20 protein-coding genes and 1 pseudogene are annotated in these 17,859 nt (G+C 34.1%); all 21 read right to left on the bottom strand.

What is annotated here, in order from left to right:
- Positions 1–177: 177 nt before the first annotated feature.
- The 21 genes and pseudogenes from G3O09_RS06575 to G3O09_RS06675 all read right to left on the bottom strand — a co-directional run bounded on the left by G3O09_RS06575 (position 178) and on the right by G3O09_RS06675 (position 17,807).
- Positions 178–930, bottom strand: coding sequence for a sporulation protein (locus G3O09_RS06575; RefSeq protein WP_163100701.1), 753 nt, complete (start codon positions 928–930; stop codon positions 178–180).
- Between the two features lie 155 nt (positions 931–1,085).
- Entirely contained in the window at positions 1,086–1,712 is a 627-nt protein-coding gene (locus G3O09_RS06580; RefSeq protein WP_163100702.1) for a DUF3885 domain-containing protein, read from the bottom strand.
- A gap of 169 nt (positions 1,713–1,881) precedes the next feature.
- Positions 1,882–2,277 (bottom strand): hypothetical protein, encoded by a 396-nt coding sequence (locus tag G3O09_RS06585; protein ID WP_163100703.1) that lies wholly within the window; start codon positions 2,275–2,277, stop codon positions 1,882–1,884.
- A 145-nt stretch (positions 2,278–2,422) separates the two neighbouring features.
- Positions 2,423–2,905: a DUF4367 domain-containing protein gene (locus G3O09_RS06590; RefSeq protein ID WP_163100704.1), complete on the bottom strand. Its 483-nt coding sequence runs from the start codon at positions 2,903–2,905 to the stop codon at positions 2,423–2,425.
- A gap of 152 nt (positions 2,906–3,057) precedes the next feature.
- A complete protein-coding gene (locus tag G3O09_RS06595) occupies positions 3,058–3,351 on the bottom strand; it encodes a barstar family protein (protein WP_163100705.1) in 294 nt (97 codons plus the stop codon).
- Between the two features lie 145 nt (positions 3,352–3,496).
- Positions 3,497–3,967 carry a DUF4825 domain-containing protein gene (locus G3O09_RS06600; RefSeq protein WP_163100706.1) on the bottom strand — a complete coding sequence of 157 codons (471 nt, stop codon included), beginning with the start codon at positions 3,965–3,967 and terminating at the stop codon, positions 3,497–3,499.
- Positions 3,968–4,537: 570 nt separating this feature from the next.
- A complete protein-coding gene (locus G3O09_RS06605) occupies positions 4,538–5,581 on the bottom strand; it encodes a DUF11 domain-containing protein (protein WP_163100707.1) in 1,044 nt (347 codons plus the stop codon).
- Positions 5,582–6,521: 940 nt separating this feature from the next.
- The gene (locus tag G3O09_RS06610; RefSeq protein WP_163100708.1) at positions 6,522–6,797 is read right to left on the bottom strand and encodes a DUF4190 domain-containing protein; all 276 of its coding nucleotides are present in this window, start codon (positions 6,795–6,797) and stop codon (positions 6,522–6,524) included.
- Between the two features lie 315 nt (positions 6,798–7,112).
- Positions 7,113–7,979: a hypothetical protein gene (locus G3O09_RS06615; RefSeq protein ID WP_163100709.1), complete on the bottom strand. Its 867-nt coding sequence runs from the start codon at positions 7,977–7,979 to the stop codon at positions 7,113–7,115.
- 194 nt (positions 7,980–8,173) lie between these two features.
- Positions 8,174–9,502 (bottom strand): group II intron reverse transcriptase/maturase, encoded by a 1,329-nt coding sequence (gene ltrA / locus G3O09_RS06620; RefSeq protein WP_163100710.1) that lies wholly within the window; start codon positions 9,500–9,502, stop codon positions 8,174–8,176.
- Positions 9,503–10,066: 564 nt separating this feature from the next.
- Positions 10,067–10,483 (bottom strand): ABC transporter permease, encoded by a 417-nt coding sequence (locus tag G3O09_RS06625; RefSeq protein ID WP_163100711.1) that lies wholly within the window; start codon positions 10,481–10,483, stop codon positions 10,067–10,069.
- 213 nt (positions 10,484–10,696) lie between these two features.
- Entirely contained in the window at positions 10,697–11,269 is a 573-nt protein-coding gene (locus G3O09_RS06630) for a hypothetical protein (RefSeq protein ID WP_163100712.1), read from the bottom strand.
- 280 nt (positions 11,270–11,549) lie between these two features.
- Positions 11,550–11,849, bottom strand: coding sequence for a hypothetical protein (locus tag G3O09_RS06635; protein WP_163100713.1), 300 nt, complete (start codon positions 11,847–11,849; stop codon positions 11,550–11,552).
- A gap of 172 nt (positions 11,850–12,021) precedes the next feature.
- The gene (locus tag G3O09_RS06640; protein WP_163100714.1) at positions 12,022–12,174 is read right to left on the bottom strand and encodes a hypothetical protein; all 153 of its coding nucleotides are present in this window, start codon (positions 12,172–12,174) and stop codon (positions 12,022–12,024) included.
- A gap of 738 nt (positions 12,175–12,912) precedes the next feature.
- Positions 12,913–14,202 (bottom strand): annotated as a pseudogene (locus tag G3O09_RS06645) (IS110 family RNA-guided transposase).
- 166 nt (positions 14,203–14,368) lie between these two features.
- Positions 14,369–15,208, bottom strand: coding sequence for a tyrosine-type recombinase/integrase (locus G3O09_RS06650; protein WP_163100715.1), 840 nt, complete (start codon positions 15,206–15,208; stop codon positions 14,369–14,371).
- A 128-nt stretch (positions 15,209–15,336) separates the two neighbouring features.
- Complete coding sequence (locus G3O09_RS06655) at positions 15,337–15,525, bottom strand: hypothetical protein (RefSeq protein WP_163100716.1); 189 nt, start codon at positions 15,523–15,525, stop codon at positions 15,337–15,339.
- Between the two features lie 213 nt (positions 15,526–15,738).
- Positions 15,739–16,407: a DNA alkylation repair protein gene (locus tag G3O09_RS06660; RefSeq protein ID WP_163100717.1), complete on the bottom strand. Its 669-nt coding sequence runs from the start codon at positions 16,405–16,407 to the stop codon at positions 15,739–15,741.
- 328 nt (positions 16,408–16,735) lie between these two features.
- Entirely contained in the window at positions 16,736–17,023 is a 288-nt protein-coding gene (locus tag G3O09_RS06665) for a hypothetical protein (protein WP_163100718.1), read from the bottom strand.
- On the bottom strand, positions 17,023–17,322 hold the full coding sequence (locus G3O09_RS06670; protein WP_163100719.1) for a DUF2089 family protein: 300 nt from the start codon (positions 17,320–17,322) through the stop codon (positions 17,023–17,025). The genes G3O09_RS06665 and G3O09_RS06670 overlap by 1 nt, the downstream gene beginning before the upstream one ends.
- A 245-nt stretch (positions 17,323–17,567) precedes the next feature.
- Positions 17,568–17,807 (bottom strand): hypothetical protein, encoded by a 240-nt coding sequence (locus tag G3O09_RS06675; protein WP_163100720.1) that lies wholly within the window; start codon positions 17,805–17,807, stop codon positions 17,568–17,570.
- Between the last annotated feature and the right edge of the window lie 52 nt (positions 17,808–17,859).

A 17,859-nucleotide genomic window follows, 5' to 3' on the forward strand; every position in this document is an offset into this window, starting at 1 on the left:
TAGATCAACGCCCCCTTTTGTTTAAGTGAATCATTTCACAATCATCTATATAAATGGAACTAAAAAGGGAGTTGTCTTGGTATAGAAACAACCCCTATCTCTATTTGGATTTCAATAAAATTAGGAGATCCAATAGCTTTTGTTCCTAACCAATGTATTTTTAAAGCTTAAATAAAATTATTTCACAAATTCCAATTGCTCATAGTCATTGATATAAAGTTCAAAGGGTTCAACTACTGTTTCTAAAAATATTGGATCTTGACTTTCCTGAGATCGTGTAATCTTTGGAAGTTTAAATGTAAAGGGGAATTTCTTTACCTGATTTGGTAAGACTTCAATATTATTTGTTATTAGCCATGTAATAGGAGTTTCTTCTTCTGGCAATTCCATTTCCAATGTAATCCTATCTAAAACAATTGAACGTTTACCTGCACTAACCGTTACTACCCCTTCTAATTTCCCATTAGAAGAAATAGTATTATTCTTCAGAATTGTATTAACTGGATTCTTGTTTATAAATATTTTTATAAATTTGTCTGTTAATTCTTTACTAATATAAAAAGAAACTTTTTTTCCATTATACCTACCAGGCAGATAGTCGATACTCCTGTTCAATTCTGTAAATACAATATTTACAGAATAGGAGTTGGGTTCTTGATTTTCAAAAATCTCAGATTTGTTTTTTTGGAGTAAATTCAAAAACCAAGTATAGTCTCCGTGGAGTAACATATCAACCTTTTTACCAATTACTGAATCATCTGCTTTAACCATAAATGCTTCTATGGAAGAGTCAGAGTTATTTTCTAAGTATTCTAAATCAATATCATAAATAGAAATAGGATCTCTTACGTTATCAACTTTAGAACAACTAGAAAGTAATGCTAAAACCACCAAACTTATTAACGATATTACAACTTTTCCATTTCCCACTATTTTGAGTCCTCCATGGATTCCTTCTATTCATTAGAACTAATTTTTCATCTAGGATATTTATAAGTAACCTGCCCCTTTAGTGGAATAAGAAAAGCTGCCTTTTATGACAGCTCTGATCTTCAACTAACGCCCCGTTAATTCATTAAGAAAGATTATGATTTTTTGAAAATGCTATCAATATCATCACGCCAATAATCAACCAACCAATTATTATATTTATGATATAAATGTATTAATTTCTCAACTTCATTAGAATGAATTATACAACCTCTATCATCATACATATGAAATATTATGTCCTTTTCGGTGCTAATAAAGTAAACAGATTGTCCAATAGAAGGTTCTCTTCCTTGTTCATAATTTCCTATACCTTCAAGTATATCCTTGTAGATAATAGACTTTAATTGTGAGTATACAATTTTCACTTTGTATTCATTCTTTATTTCTATTGTTTGACCCGTTATATCATCATAATCCTCATCTATATCGAACAAAGTTTCCTCTTCTATATTTTGGTTACATAATAAACCATATATGTATTCTGGAGTGGTATTTCCAAACATAATATCCTCTGTTACTTCCCAATCTTTTATATAAACATATATAAAATCATCAGGCTTGAACACTTCTTCAAACAATGTAGTCACTCTTGTAACAACTTGATTAATTCTATCATTAGTTCCGTTTTCATATGGTTCACCTAGTTCAAACCTTAGATGTACTTCACTTGTTAGGCTAGGAAAATTACTGTCTATGTACCTAAAAATTTTTTCCTTCATTGGAATTACTCCTTATATAAATTCTGTATAATCTTTAGTCTGCTAGTAAAAATTCGATCTCTCTATATAAGTTTCCTTCTTCAACTAAACTGCCCCTTTAGCACAGTAAGGATTTCAATTATATGGAGCTCTAATCCCTCCTGGATTATCCGTTGAAGAAGTTCTTAAGTTACTCTGCTAAAAATTCTTCAATATATTCCTTCAATTCCTCCTGAATCTCTTCAAAAGTTTCATCAAGTAATTCCCCTATAATTTTGCTACCAGGAATCTTCTTTGAAGTGGGGATTCCTATGAAAGAACGTTCACATTCCCATATTTTAATGGAATGGAAATCAATTGGTTCTTCATTTTTATCGGCAATTCCAATTGAAATTGAGGAACTGTATCCAGGCATAAAAGGGTCTTTGCCATCTTTTTCGAATCTAGCATCAAAATCTAAATTTTTCTTCGCAAATACAGGTTTATATTTAGTCAACAATCTCTCGATGTTGCTTTTTAAAGTCAATTCAGTTTTATTAATTTTCCCCATCAGTTCGTCAGTAAAATCTTTTTGTTTAAATTTCATATATAAATCACTTCTCTTCAAATAAGATAACTAAAAAAAACATTCAATCACATAAATATCCTTCTTCCACAAACCTGCCCCGTTACTTGAAGATGAAAAAGCGAGCCTTCACTATTGAAGAATCGCTTCCATTAGTTGAAAACTGTTATTTCATTGACCTCGCAATTTCTAACATTCTTTCTTTCGGTAACCTTGAACTATTCATTTCTATATAAGTACCATCTTGTACCCAATTAAGTAAACCCCCAGCTATGGTTTCTCCATTTTTATCAACATTACCACTATCAATCCATTCCTGAAAATAACCTTTGTTTCCATTAATATCAACTTTCTGAGAATGAGGAAAGTCTTCATCGGATAATGGGAATCCTCTTCTCAAATCAATAGAGACCATCAGCTTTGTATCCTTACTATCCATATAATGCAGCATTATCCAAGGGGAAGTTTTAGTATCTAATGTCCAATAGTCAGGAATCTTTCTTGGAGTCAAAATGGTAAAATCAACTTTTTTCTTTATTTCTGGTATGGTTTCGCTATTGTGGTTATACTTTATCCCTTTAGCCATACTTAACATTGGACTACTAACTAAAAGGATTATGATGAGTAATAGACGAAAAAGAAGTGCCATCTTATTAATACCCCAATTCAAACTGATTTTTTGGAAATAGTATCCCCGTTTTGACACTTCTTATTTAACTAAACTGCCCCTTTAGCAACATAACAGTATGTAAGCTTTATTCAATAAATAAGAGCGATAATCCTTCTGGATAATCGCCCTCATTAATTGAAGAAGTACTCACATTTCCAAGTAGGATATTCATCATTGTGTTTGTAAAGAAGTTCTTTCATTATTTTTGCATCTGAGGGCAAGCTTTTTTCAAATTCAGACCAACCGATAAGTACAAGTTTATCGGGCATACTAATAAGCCCTGTTATAGCATCCCAAAAAGCATCCCAGTTTTCACCATAGAAGTCAGGAAACTCGAGCTTATCTTTAAGAAGCAAATGTAAATCATTTGTAGTTTGGACATTACTTATATCAATAGTTACGATTGATTCATGTTCATTATTCAATTTATACACCCCAATTTCTTATCTAAATTATCCTTTCTCCTTCTGGAACTAACCTGCCCCTTTTGTTCAATAAGTAAAAAAGCCACCTTAACGGCAGCTCATGATCTTAAACTAACGCATGCGATAGTTGTATAGTAAAACGTTATTATATAAATAACTGATTTACTTTTGTTTTATCTTTTAAATTAGTTTGAATGAGATTCTTTAAGTCTTTTTCATTCGTATAATCACTTAAATCTTTTCCATACCATTGTTGTAATTGATCTCTTTCCAAAGTATATTTTTCATCAGGAAAACCAAAGGTAATCCAATCTAAATTTTTAACTAAAGCAAATAAAAAAGTTGCATTATTTATTGCAATACTTTTAGTGTCACCAGCTGAATTATTATATTCTATAACCATTCCATAAGGCTTTTTTTTAGTTTGAAGTGTCATTTGTTTGAATTCTTTACTATGAGGTAATTGATCTATAATACCTCCTACCGCACTGTTATTACCGATATAAGACTCCTTATATTGAAAAATATCTTTACTGGAATCTTTATCTATTCTACAACTTGTTAAACTTAACAATAAAAACATTAATATTATAAAGTGCATTGTAATTTTTTTCATAAGTCCCTCCTTTACTCATTTTACATTATACCAAATTTCACCAATTAAATCTCTTAATCTTATTGACCTAAACTGCCCCTTTAGTTCAAAAAAAAAAGCCACCAAATGGCAGCTGGAGCTTCTCTAATTTCAACAAGAAAATCTTAGTTTATTTGTTTTGGCTAACACTTTTTCCACTTGAAATAGTTACTTCATCTGAGGGTCCAATTACACCCATCACACTTATGTAATAAAGCAGATTTACTACTTCTCTTTTTAACTCGAATTTCTTTTTAATAAAAAGAATGTTAACAGCCTTTAAAATTTGCCATATTACTGTGATTGATATTGCAGGATAGAGAAAATGGATTCTTAACAAAAATCACACTTCCTTTTTTTACATAATATAGCATTTAATAGTGAACATAATAAGTTAGTTTCTTTAGTCAATTAAAAGAGGGTTCTCCTTAAGAACCCTCTTTTTGCATACGATTTAAATGATTTAGATGATACGGTCCTTGTAATTAATACGTCAATCAATACCGAAATCCGTTCTCATGCACAATTGCTTTTTTTATTCTTAAATATATTTCAAGAATCATTAACCGTAGTGGTTTCGGTGTCCGAATTGTTGGCTGGATTAGGATCGATCTCATTGCCGGTAACCATGGCCACGTTGGAGATGGTTTGGACTGAATCTGCGGTGGGGGTGACAACGATATTAACGGTCGCCGTTCCTCCACTCGCTAAGGTGCCAAGGGAGCAGGTGAGAGTGCCTGCAGCAAACGAGCATGATCCCTGGGAGGGACTGGAAGAAACGTAGATCACAGAACTAGGCAGTATGTCGGTCAACGTTACGTCCGTTGCCGTGTCAGGTCCACCATTGGCAACCGTTACCGTATAGGTTAAGTCCTGTCCCACCGTTACTGGATCCGGTGAATCTATTTTCACCACCGATAGGTCCGCTGTTACAGGATTAACCGTAGTGGTTTCCGTGTCCGAATTGTTGGCTGGATTAGGATCGATCTCATCACCGATAACCATGACCTCGTTAGAGATGGTTGGGACTGAATCTGCGGTGGGGGTGACAACAATATTAACGGTCGCCGTTCCTCCACTCGCTAAGGTGCCAAGGGTGCAGGTGAGAGTGCCTGCAGCAAACGAGCATGATCCCTGGGAGGGACTGGAAGAACCGTAGATCACAGAACTAGGCAGTATGTCGGTCAACGTTACGTTCGTTGCGGTGCCAGGTCCACCATTGGCAACCGTTACCGTATAGGTTAAGTCCTGTCCCACCGTTACTGGATCCGGTAAATCTGTTTTCACCAACGATAGGTCCGCAGTAGGAGGAGGTGTAAGATCAAAATCATTAATTTCACAAATACTAATATACCTGTTTAAGGAATTTATACTCCGAGTTGGGTCGGTACAGAAACAAGGGAATTTCACTACTTCTCTAAGGAGAAGAACAGAATTATCAATTACTTCACTTATAGTTCCAGTATATAAAGCACCACTTTTATCAAAAAGAAAAGTAGTAAAACCTATATTACCTTGAAATATATTTGCCATGGTTTCAACACATCGAGATTCATTAAACGTTGTAGAACAACAAAGATCCTTACACTTTGACAAAAGAATTACCTCCTTTCTTTTGAAGTAATATCAAATATATTAAAATTTACTAGTTTTGCTTGTATGCTTGTCCATACCTATCTAATATTAATTAATTATGTAACCATATCCATGTGAGGTTAACAAAATCAATCATAACGTTAGGAAGTAACCATACGAATCCCCTTGGGGCCCAAGGGGGCTCAACTTGTCCATTTTAATCGTTGATGAATCAACGTTTTCGTCCTCTGATGAAGCCCGGTGGCCGCAAAAAAGAAGAATTGAAACTTGCTAAGAGCTTCGAATAATATCCTGGGTGGCCTTTTCTTTCAAAATAGCCAAATGTGCATAAATGTTATGGTTGTCTTGATGTCCGTTTGCGATAAATGCTCATTTATTTCTAGACCCACTTCAATCAAAGAGAGGAGTTTATGGGAATTTCTCTAAAAAAGATTTCAATATTACTATGGTGCGAGGGATCTCCAAAAGTACACTTATTCGTGCGGGACGTAGGAAGAACAGCTTCCGGCTTTACCGTTCTCCAATGAGACGCTGGAAGAACTGAGAACAGAGTTATCACAGGTCTATAGGACAGAAATAGAGCAATTAAAGACCGGCCTCTACCACTTGGATAGGTGTGACGAAGGAATGAAAGGGCAATTGACCCGTTGAGACATGGGAGTGAAAACCTCCAAGGGTGGCGTGGAGAATGCGTACATTAAATGGAAATTGTTGGAGTTAATTACTACCTCCTTTATTTAAGTACGCCTTCATGAAGCCCACAAGTCTAAAACTCATTCAATACGTCCTGTTTTGATCTCCTAAGTGTTTTGATATCCTGCGAATAAGTGAGTATTTGAGAGATAATCGTATCTTACTGAGGGAGCACCATAAGGAAAAAGCGATACTCTTTGTGGAAGTATCGCCAATCATTACTTGAATAAGAAAAAAGCAATGTTCGTTATTTAATAATTGTTTCATCAACCACGAAGTATGACAATATCCCTAAAATTGCTAGTATAGTCAAAAGAACCTGAATACATATTCCAACAATACTACAAACCTTACCTGAAATAGCTAAACCTCTTCCTGTTTCATTGGAGTTATCAATTTCTTTGATGCTTTTCCTAGATATAATAATCCCAATAACACCAAAAATTAATCCAATAGTAGGTATGATTATTGACAATATCCCTAATATTAACGAAGCAATGGATTTACTATTTTTTTTCACCATTCCCTAGCCCCCTTTTAAACTAATTTTTTCTTTTCAAATCTATTAAATATATTCCATTTCATTATTCAATAAAACTTCCCCCGTTACTTAAATAAGAAAAAAGAGCTGCCGTAGCAACTCGTGTTCTTAAACTAAAGCTTATCGTTAGTGAAAAGTAAGCCCCGTTTGTTAAACAAGAAAAAGAGGTGTTGCAACTACCTCCGTTGTTTAACACAAGCCCCCGTTACTTTAAGTGTAATAATTCACAATCTTCTTCTTAATGAAACAAAACAAGGCAGTGCATTGTTTAATTTCGCTACCCATTCATTTAAAAAGCTATGGATTGTACAATTGCTTCTGTAACTGTTGAAGAAATAGAAATATATCATTAGCTTCTATAATTGAACAACTTAAATTCATAACAATTCTATCATTAATTATAAGTTCCTTATTCTCATTGTTGTATACAAAACTAATTTGCTTAAAAACGTGCCAAGGAAAATATATCGATAAGAACTCCTTAGAAAAGAAAACCCCTTTTTCAGTAATTGTGATTCCATTTGTTCCTATGCCCATATAGGTATTAACATAAGCAATTAATTTTTCATCTTCTCCTAAGTTATTTTTCTTCATTAGAGAAATTCTTGTTTTATCTGAAAGAGAGTCTGAAGTTCTTATATCTACGTTTAACATTGTACACAACAAGCAGTCCTCATTACCTTTAAACGTACTACATATACGAAGCACATTTTCAATATTTATTGAAAAATCACATATATTACTTGTATTTAAAGTTAAGAAATCTTGATGTTCAATGTAATTTCGCTTGATTTCTTCAAGCAGTTTTACTAAATCGTTTGGAGGGTATGAAGTACCTGCTATCATTAAAACTTTCTCATTATTTAGATATAGTTCATCTTTTTCAATTTTGAAATGGTCTATTTTCTTTAAAAACTCCCAAGAAAAACTACCTTTCCCTTTTCCTTTCCCTTGCCCAAACAATTTCCAATAGACACCCTTCTCTGTAAAGCAGAGTCCAGTTTTAAATCCACAATGTAAAAATGCAATTATAGATTCTTCAGTGGGTATCTCATACTTTTTGTTTATGTAATTTAACATTTTTTCAGGGATATATTTATAATAAAATCCCTCATCTTGGTAATATGCAAATATATCGTAAATATCCATCTTTGTATTCTGCAACTAACCAATCCCACCTTTTTCCATTTTATATTTATACGCTTTGAAATGGAAAAAAGTTTCAAACACATCTGAGTAATTTTTTCATAAGCTAGTCGAGTAGAAGGGAACCTCTCTACCTTCGGTAGATTGTGTTCCTCCCCCCTCACAGAACCGTGCTTGCACTATTAATGCACACGGCTCCTCCTAGTTATCTTTTACTGAATATAGCTAATCTCTTTTCTTAATTCATATATATTCACTTTGATTCTTGGTGAAGGTAATGGATATTTATTAAGAAAGAGCCTGAATTTATCCCATGTAAAGGATTTCCTTTGGCTTCTTCTGTTCAGCCATTTAAATAGTAAGTACTCGATTTTGTCTTTGAAGTTGTTAACAGTTGGGATATTATCTGTGATGCAATAATAGTTGTAATAGCCTATTAGTGAGCGTTTAAATCTATCCATAATGATATGAATATCATTATTTCTATTATTCTTTATCCATTCTTTAGAGTCTTTGAGTTTACCTTGGACTTTCTTTCTGCTCGATTTTCTCTTTACTCTAAATTTCCCTTGTTTACTTTTCCCACAATAGTGTGTAAACCCAAGGAAATCAAAGGAAGCTGGTTTACCATTCCCCTTTTGCTTTGCATTGTTTTCCGCAAACCTCCCGAAGGGAATAATTTTAGTTTTATCCTCGGCTATTTCCAAGTTAAATTTCTTTAATCTCGACTTTAATGAATGGAAGAATTGCTGTGCTTCACTTTTATTTTGAAAGCAACAGACAAAATCATCTGCGTATCTTACTATGTATGCCTGACCTTTGCATTGTTTCCTAACCACCTTCTCAAACCATAAGTCGAGAACGTAATGGGGATATACATTGGCTAATATCGGAGATATTACTCCACCTTGCGGTGTACCATTGTCTGTCTTGTATTTCTTACCTTCCTCCATGTATCCACCTTTCAGAAACCTACTGATTATTCTCAGTAAGTTAGGGTCAGAGATTCGAAGTTCCAAGAATTCCATCATCCATTTGTGGTCCACGTTGTCAAAGAAGCCTTTGATATCTACATCTACTACATAACTTACTGATCTCATTTCAATATAATGGTTCAGTATCTTCAACGCATCATGGCAACTTCTATTAGGACGGAATCCAAACGAACAGTCTAGAAAGTCATTTTCATAGATTGCATTTAGTATTTTAGCAATGCCTTTCTGTACAATTTTATCTTCATGTTCCGGTATTCCCAATGGTCTCTTCTTGTTTGAGTTAAGCTTTGGGATATACATTCGTCTAACTGGAACAGGGCGATAACTTTTGCTTTTAAGCTTACTTACTAAGTCCCTTATGTTTTCTTCTAGATTTTCACTGTATTGTTCTTTAGTTGTCCCGTTAACACCAGATGCCTTCTTATTAGGTAATTCATGATGGCATTGAATGAGTGCTTGTTCATTTAATAAATGCGCAAGGGATGTGAATGTCATTTTAGGCTCAGATTTTGCTAATTCTGCTATCCTTAGTAGTTTTGTTTCCATTTATTAAACCTACCTCTGCGTGTAGTAAATGTGTCCCTAGTAAGGGTGATAACTGGTAGCTAGCCTTCCCTCCATCGGCATTACCCAACTTCATTGGTACTACGCTGCTATCCGACTCCCTACTTGGCATTTGGTTTCCTTACTTATTATCGCTTGTACACCATACTCTTCTTCAAAAGAAAGAAAAGACCGGTAGGGTCTCCCGAGTTGCCGTATCATATCAATGTGTAACGTGCCAAGGTCTCTGACTCCAGTGAGGTTTTATCCATCTTGCCATAAACGATGGATAAAATGTTGCTTTCTGCGCGCAGGTAAGGCATCAGCCCTCTAGATTTACTAAAGTTTATGGAGCTCAATCCCTTCAACTATCTGGCTTTCGGCCCGCCACCTAACTGTCTACGCTTAAAGACTAAAGTTACCTTTAGCCCTCCAAGACTCGCTACGAGTGAATGGCTAGTTCTTGCTCGACGGGAATCCCACCCGTTATATGATACGACCTAGGCTCGGCCGCACAACTGCCCCTTTAGTTAATAAAAAAAGCTACCCAAGTGGCAGCTAGATCTTCTACTCTTTCCCTTGTAAATTTAATATATTATATAATGCTTTTCTTGATTTTTTGTTTTTTAGTTTATATGTACCTACCCTTGTAGCACTTTCTAATAAATCATAATCCTGACCAAAATCTTTCCAAACCCTAATGATTTCAGATGTGTCATCTTCATAATATAAAGTTATTTTAAAGTCTTCATGTTTTGTTTTCTCATACATATTATTTTGGTGATTTGCCTTATTTAATATCTTTGTTAATTGACTAATAGAATGATTGTTTTCAATTATTATTACTTCACCGAACTTACCTTCAGAATAATTATATTTTTCATACTCTATCTTGGTGATATTTGAAAAATCATTAGAAAACATAAAAGTTCCAGCAAAGACAAAAATAATTACCAAAAGGAAAACTCCTATAAACTTTTTCAACGAAATCACCTCTTTTTATTCTCCTTTTAATCCTTCTATTTTCTTCCACTGCCCTGCTTCGTTAGTTGATCAACGAAAAAAGAGCTGCCGCCTGCAACTCCTTCTTCAACTCAAGCATCCGTTTGTTTAAGTGCATTTCTTCACAAACTCTTTCAATTGTTAGTTTAGTTAAAGTTATTTTTTCCAAATAATCGTTGAGAATTGATTTTACCTTCAAATCGTTGCAAGGAGATAAAAAATAGTAAACATAATAATGAAGAAAGCCAAAACAATTCCAAAAACAATACTAATTATTTGCCATTTCCAAGTATATCCTTTGAAATCCGATTCTGATGTTGCACGATCAACCTTACTGATATGCAATAACATACTAATATTCATTATTACTAATAGAAGAAAGAGTAACCTGCCCATAAAAAATAACTCGAATTCTAACACATTACTTGAATTACGATTAACCAAATATTGAATAAAGAATGAAACACTTAAAACAAAATTCAAAATCCAAACACTTTTTCTTTGTTTCATCCATTCTTTTCCCATTTTGCTCTTTTCATAATGTGCTACTTGTTCATAAACAGGAATGAATGACTTTGTTGAATAACGTTTCACCAAATTTACAATTGCCTGTATAAACATCATAATACTAAGTATTAAAAAATGAGTTGAAAATGTTATATTAATAAGGTTTAAGATGAAAAAGTAGATTGGAAGGACAGTTATTAATAGTACATTTGATACAAGTATTTGCTTTTTTCTCATTCTCTTTATATCAATTGTATTCATCTCCATCCCCCTAGAAATGATATTTAGAAATTCCTACACACAATAGAAAACAAAGAACCTTTGACTTACAGACGAATCAGAAACAAAATATTTTTTAATTTAATTATACAACATTAGGAAAAAATTGGAATTAGAATTATAAATATTCTTCTTCGACAATCCTGCCCCTTTTGTGGAATAAGAAAATCCACCTCAATGACTCTGATGTTCAACTATTGCCCCCTATTGTTGATAAAAAAATAAAATAAACAAGGTTAAAAGATAATTAAAAGCTTTGAGTTCAATTTTCAGAAGTGCTAAGAGATAAATAGTCTGTCTGTGAAATAACATCTACTTCTTGTCCATCTTTTTCGTAAACGGTTAAACTACCTTCTTGCTCTTTTTTCTCCCAACCCCATAGTTTAATGATTGCTCGGTACCTTAAAGGCAGACCATTTTCTTCTGAAGCTGGGCCCCAGTTATAAGCTTCTAGTTTACTCTTATTAGCTGTCATTTCAGCAGTTTTGGGTACTGGAAACCCCTCGAATTTTTCTGATTCCTCATATGAAAAAAGAATTATTAAGGGAATTCCAATTAACAAAACAGTAAATGCAATTAACCCACCTATTATTTTTTTATTAATCTTTGATCATCCTTTCACCTTGTTTTCATTTCAAAATTACACCAAAATCTTCTTAATTTCTTCCACAGTGGTTTAATAAAATTCCATTCTTAGCTGCTATAATCCTTCTTATATTTAAACTAGAGCCCCTTTAGTTGAATGGCTCCTTCTTTATTTCTTTTAATATCTCAACTATCTTTTCATTTGTCCTATTTAGTTTCCTTAATTCTTTCTCTATTGATAAAAAGGAATTAATGATGAACAAAATAAATAACATTCCAGCAAATCCAATAATAATCTCCATTCAACAACCTCCGTTTTCCTGAAACTTCAATATCTTAGAGGTTTATTCTACAACTTTGGAAATTTTCCCTTCTTTAACTAACCTGCCCGTTTAGTTCAACAAAAAGAACGCCGCAGCGCCCCTAATCTTTTAGCCTTGTGCTGTTAATCTAATAAATCCAAGACAATCATTGGGTTAAATATTAGATAAATGCCAATCACAGTTAATGCAAAAATTAATATGATTACTACTTTTTGTTTCATCTTGCAACCTCCTCATTTTTACACCCATTATTCAAATTCTACTTAAATAAACTATTACCTTCTTTCACTAACCTCCCTCAATAAAGAAAGCGAAATCGCCCGTTTTTTCTGGTTTTCTCAGTATTTCACAATTAGATAATTTGGTGTTTTATGTCATTAATGTGGTTGGATTTATCTATAAAGGATAAATTTGGACCTTTGAAGAAAAAAGATTCATAGCTCAACAGCCACAAACTTACAAAAAATGGTGGATGAGTAAAATTATGATCGCACTGGTGGATGTCCACATATCTCATGGAGGTCAACCCTCCCATGTCTCACAGAGTCTTCGCTCTCAAATTCCTTCGTCCAACCTTACCATGAGGTGGATGTCAGTCATGCTGCCCCACAGGGTCCTTGCCCGAAGTTTAGTTGCTTTGCTGACTAATCCGTGCTTCAAATGTACGTGACGTATGACACAAAAAAACTACTCGCTACTCAACTGTTCTTCGCTAGATTACGCGGCTATTTCTACTTCCATTCTTTCTCTCATATGAGGGATATCCTTTAACATTCTCTCTTCGCTAAACTCGAATTGTTTCTTCCCAATGGCAAAGAAAATCCGGATTAACTTATTACACAATGCAATCAGAGACTGCATTTACTTTAGTGGATTATCTGGACGTTGCGTATAATAAGCGTGTAAGGCCTTAAATGCAGAGTTCTCCATAATCATACAAACCCTGAAGAGAAGGGCCCTCAGCTTCTTCCTACCTCTTTTAGTAATCTTGGTTTGTCCCTTATGCTTACCAGAAGTATTCTCCTTCAAGCTCAATCCAGCCAATTTTATGATTTGTCTAGGATGAGAGTAGTCTCCAAGATCTCCCACTTCCGCGAAAAATCCGGCAACAGTATCTCTCCCTACACCCTTGATGGCCAACATTTGTTGGACACCTGGGATATGTTCAATCAATTTGTCTATTTGTGTATCTAATTCTTCGAATTTCATTTGGATTAGATCATATTTATCAAGCAGGGTGGTCAGTTCTAGCTTGGCCATTGTAGCTCCTTGTCGAAGTCCGATGGACTCATTGGCTGCTTGTTTCAACTCATGTATCTTGTTCAGTCCCACACTACGCTTCACTGCTTTTCTTAGATGATTCAATAAATCTTGGTCAGAGAAACCAATCAGTTCATGCGGTAAGACTCCTAATCTTAAAAATTGCAAGGCTGCTTTCCCTTCCCATTTTTTAAAGACTTTTAGGAACTCTGGAAAATATCGATCTATCCAGTTATGAATCTGTCCCTGGACCGTTTGAAGGTCATCAGTTAAGAGATCACGAATTTTTTTCGCCACGCGGAGTTCTGCATAAACCCCTTGCGGAATCTTAGGTTCGGCGTATCTCCCATCTTTGACCAACTGTGCAATGACTCTAGCATCTTTCACATCGTTCTTGGTCGGTGAATTGTCGTCGAGTTCCTTGCTTTTCTTAACATGCAACGGATTTACAGCGACCAACTTAATCTCATTCTCTTTTAGAATGTGAGCTAAATTAAGCCAATAATGGCCAGTAGGCTCCATGCCTACTATCACTTTTCCCATGTTCTGTTCTTGCTTCAAATGATAAATCCACTGGAGAAATAGTTGAAATCCCTGCTTAGTATTATCGAAATAACAAGGGGACCCGAACTCCATTCCTCTATAGTCCTGCGCGCGTGCGACATGCTTGAACTTGGCAATATCAACACCTATAATAAGAGTCTGAGAAGTAATTTGAGCAATCTTTTCATTTTGGTTATAATTCATTTAAAGGCCTCCTGGTATTTGAGTAATGTCCTTTTCGCTGGCCAGCTTCAGGACTCTCTCATTCTACCAAGAGGTTATTTTTTTGTTCAAATCTCATTTTCAGTCATTACAGGAATGCTGCCCCGATAGTTCAATAAAAAATGCTGCAATAGCAGCATTGGAATAATTAAAAGAACTTTTTATATAATTCACGCCTCAGTTGTCCACTTAGATAAGCATACACTCTTGTTGTTTCGCTCTTTTCATGTCCCAATAGATTTTGTATAACTTCTAAAGGTGCTCCATTATTAATTAATGTAGTAGCATAACTATGTCTTAATTGATGTGGATGTATACACTTTTTGATTCCTGCTCTTTTGGATATTTGTTTTATAACGTATCTCATTTGTGCAATGCCCATCCGATGTGGTGCTCTTATTGTAACAAACAGAGCTTGTTGATCATCTGTTCTTTCTTCTAAGTATCTTTTTAACCATATACTACATCTAGTGTTAAAATACACTTCTCTTTCTTTTTTTCCTTTTCCAAACACAATAACGGACTGTTCTGTGAAGTTGATTGAATGTCTATCTATGCTTACAACTTCTCCTATCCTGCAACCAGTTGAATACATAAACTCAAATAATGCTTTCTCAAAAGTAGTATCACACGCTTCACGTAGCAATTCAATTTCCTCTTCTGTTAAAAACTTAGGAATCCTACTGTCGAGCTTAGGCTCTTTAATAGATGATACTGGATTGGTTGTAACATAATTCTCATCTTGAGCCCATTTAAACAAAGATTTTATAAAACGTATCCGATGACAAAGACTAGAAGCCTTCAACCCTGTAGCTACTTTTCCAAGATATAGTTTAATAGATTCAGTCGTAAAATCAGTAATATTGACATCACCAAAATAATTGATTAATAAGGATAATTGAACACTATACGCTTTTAATGTTTGAGAAGAATAGCCTTGAATTTGTTTATCTGCTTTATATAGTTGCCACGCTTCAGATACAATCATTGTAATAACTCCCAGTTCTTTTTACTGGCAGTATTCACCTTAAAAGCATAATTTATACTAGTTTAATAATTTTATATTGAGCTATTGCCCCCGTTACTTTAAGTACAATACTTCACAATCTCATCGTACTATGAAACAACCTCAAATTTCAGGGTGTTTCGTTTTACTATGATATATTCACCTGTTGATTTATTCATTACATGAGACACTTCCTTCGTATGCGTTATCTCAAACCAATCATTTTGTATATCCACCAGTAATTTTACTTCCACATCACTTTCCCCATATTTTAAACCACTATAAGATAATTTTGTCATCGTAATCATCCCTTTCTTAATAAATAATATTCGTCTGATGAGACATAAGACATATTCTTCTTATTGTATTATCCTGCCCCATTAGTCAAATAAGAAAAGGCTGCCATATTGACAGCCACTGACCTCAACTCTAGCACCTATTTCAATTTTCATATTGAGGACTTGAATTCCTTTATTTTTTGCATTAAACCCTAATAAATTTTTCAGAGGTAACTAATTATTATGTCTTTTGTTAACTTCAATTGTAATGAACTCCGGCAAATAGCTGGGAGTACATCCTTTTGCTACTATTTCATCTTTGTAAAGACCCGTTTTCTCACCAAGTTTAATACAACGTGCACGATTCTTTTCATCATAAACGCCTATCCAGCCTGCGGTGAAATTCATAGCCCATTGAACTTCCGGTTCTTCCTGCGTAATATTAGCTTCTAATGCAGATAGCAAGTATGCTGTGTTATCAGGCGGTATTTGTCCAGTCCATCTCAATCGCCCTTGAAAATACCAGAAAGCTCGCCTTTGAAGAGCAGAAGGACTATTTTCCCATGACTCCATCAATGCAATTTTTTTCTTGTCTTTGGTGAGCTGATTAGCCATTAACCAATCCATTAAGTTATTTCGCTCATCAAAAGTGTGAGTCTGCATATCCTTATCAAGCTTATTTAGCACATCTTGTGAAAGAAGTTTTTTGTCCATAATTAAGATTGCTAATAGTCTGGGCAAAAACTCTTCGGTTGACCAAAGTTCCATAGCTAGTTCGTGTTCTTTTTTAATGTCCTTCGCGATTTTTCGTAAGTCGCCTAGCTTAGTTTTACTATTGATCTGAGGTAGAATTTTTTCTGCTTTTGAAAAGCGTTTTATTTCTGTACCTTTATTTTCATTCATTTTATACAACTCCTTTATTAAAGCACTGTTTCATAATATGTCCTTGACGGGATATATCAAGAACTTAATTTCGTTATAAGTCTTAAAGAAACGCCCCCGTTAGCCATCCATGCAGCACAAAATCAGTGCCGCACCACAAAGAATGAAAATGGTTAGGAAGTGTCAATACTGATATTGACCTTAATCCAGTCAACCCTAATCCATAGACTTATTTATTATCGCTCTCCTCTTTTTTTTAACGATTGAGTTGGGTCTTATAAGTATTGCCATTTTTCTAATCTTGAAGAAACTTATTGGTAGTTGAAGAAGAAAAACTACTTAGTTTCCATCATTGAATATTTTGTATGTCTATTTTTTCTAATTCTTTTTTTCTTTTCTTTTTAAGAGATTCTCTACCATTAATCCAGATGCTCAATAAAAAAGCTAATCCTCCAATAGCAGCTAATATAAGAGAAAGTGTATCTACTTCCCCGAACTTCTTTAAAAACCAGCTAACTATAAACACTAAATATAAACCAGGTAAGATAGCCCCCCAGTATACATTTGTTCTACTAGATAAATAAAACTGAATCCCAATAATCACAATCGCAATTAACCATCCATACACCTCTAACATCAATTATCATCCCTTTCACTTTTATATTTATCAATAATCAGTTTTGCAGTTTCTAAACTAATCCGTTCATCGATTACTAAATTTTTAATCATATTAACAAATTCAACATCTTCCGTTTTGCTGTTCAGCTCAATTTTTTGTATTAAAGTATCCAACTTAGCCCTAACTGTTGGATAGGAAACATCATAAATTTTAGCTATATTCTTTAAAGAACCAGAATTTATAATGAATTTTCTTATAAATTCAATGGATTCTTTATCTAAAGATAAAATCCAAGCTGGTACATCCTCACGATTCATGTTCTTCCCCCCTTATCTTTTTAATAATGTTAATATATTCTTTAATAAAATTCAATTATTTTTTAAATTAATTTAAAAATATGCAATTCCTGCGATGGATTTTAAGCCGATAATGACAATTGCTTTGTCATAGCTATTGGCATATAAAAACAAAACTCGCCACATTGGCGAGTTTTTTCATTGTTGTTTACCAGATCCGTCTTCAACTAAAGCATGCGTTAGTTGAAGACGGAATATTATTATTTTTACTTTATTTTTGCTCTTTTTGTGTAATAAGCAAGTGCAAATGGAATCAGAGGAGTTAGTGCGATTAACTTATACCAACTCTCTCCACCAATATAAAATAGTGTTGGTAATAAAGCAATTCCACTCCATAGGAATGATATCCAAGATTTTTTCCAAAGCCCCCATAACAGATGAATCAATCCAAAAGTAATTAATCCCCAAACGATAAATCCTAATAGAATGAATCCTAAATCTCCCATTTGTTCACTCCTATACCTATTTATTATTTATCTATATATTGTATGATATTGA

Source organism: Peribacillus alkalitolerans (assembly GCF_010882125.1).
In the GTDB taxonomy this organism is placed as follows: Bacteria; Bacillota; Bacilli; order Bacillales; family DSM-1321; genus Bacillus_BN; species Bacillus_BN alkalitolerans.

What these genes read in the sequence shown, in the direction of transcription:
- G3O09_RS06580 (WP_163100702.1), bottom strand. Translation starts at nt 1,712, where the DNA reads ATGAAGGAAAAAATTTTTAGGTACATAGACAGTAATTTTCCTAGCCTA.
- G3O09_RS06585 (WP_163100703.1), bottom strand. Translation starts at nt 2,277, where the DNA reads ATGAAATTTAAACAAAAAGATTTTACTGACGAACTGATGGGGAAAATT.
- G3O09_RS06590 (WP_163100704.1), bottom strand. Translation starts at nt 2,905, where the DNA reads ATGGCACTTCTTTTTCGTCTATTACTCATCATAATCCTTTTAGTTAGT.
- G3O09_RS06600 (WP_163100706.1), bottom strand. Translation starts at nt 3,967, where the DNA reads ATGAAAAAAATTACAATGCACTTTATAATATTAATGTTTTTATTGTTA.
- G3O09_RS06610 (WP_163100708.1), bottom strand. Translation starts at nt 6,797, where the DNA reads ATGGTGAAAAAAAATAGTAAATCCATTGCTTCGTTAATATTAGGGATA.
- ltrA (WP_163100710.1), bottom strand. Translation starts at nt 9,502, where the DNA reads ATGGAAACAAAACTACTAAGGATAGCAGAATTAGCAAAATCTGAGCCT.
- G3O09_RS06630 (WP_163100712.1), bottom strand. Translation starts at nt 11,269, where the DNA reads ATGAATACAATTGATATAAAGAGAATGAGAAAAAAGCAAATACTTGTA.
- G3O09_RS06640 (WP_163100714.1), bottom strand. Translation starts at nt 12,174, where the DNA reads ATGGAGATTATTATTGGATTTGCTGGAATGTTATTTATTTTGTTCATC.
- G3O09_RS06650 (WP_163100715.1), bottom strand. Translation starts at nt 15,208, where the DNA reads ATGATTGTATCTGAAGCGTGGCAACTATATAAAGCAGATAAACAAATT.
- G3O09_RS06655 (WP_163100716.1), bottom strand. Translation starts at nt 15,525, where the DNA reads ATGACAAAATTATCTTATAGTGGTTTAAAATATGGGGAAAGTGATGTG.
- G3O09_RS06660 (WP_163100717.1), bottom strand. Translation starts at nt 16,407, where the DNA reads ATGAATGAAAATAAAGGTACAGAAATAAAACGCTTTTCAAAAGCAGAA.
- G3O09_RS06665 (WP_163100718.1), bottom strand. Translation starts at nt 17,023, where the DNA reads ATGTTAGAGGTGTATGGATGGTTAATTGCGATTGTGATTATTGGGATT.
- G3O09_RS06670 (WP_163100719.1), bottom strand. Translation starts at nt 17,322, where the DNA reads ATGAATCGTGAGGATGTACCAGCTTGGATTTTATCTTTAGATAAAGAA.
- G3O09_RS06675 (WP_163100720.1), bottom strand. Translation starts at nt 17,807, where the DNA reads ATGGGAGATTTAGGATTCATTCTATTAGGATTTATCGTTTGGGGATTA.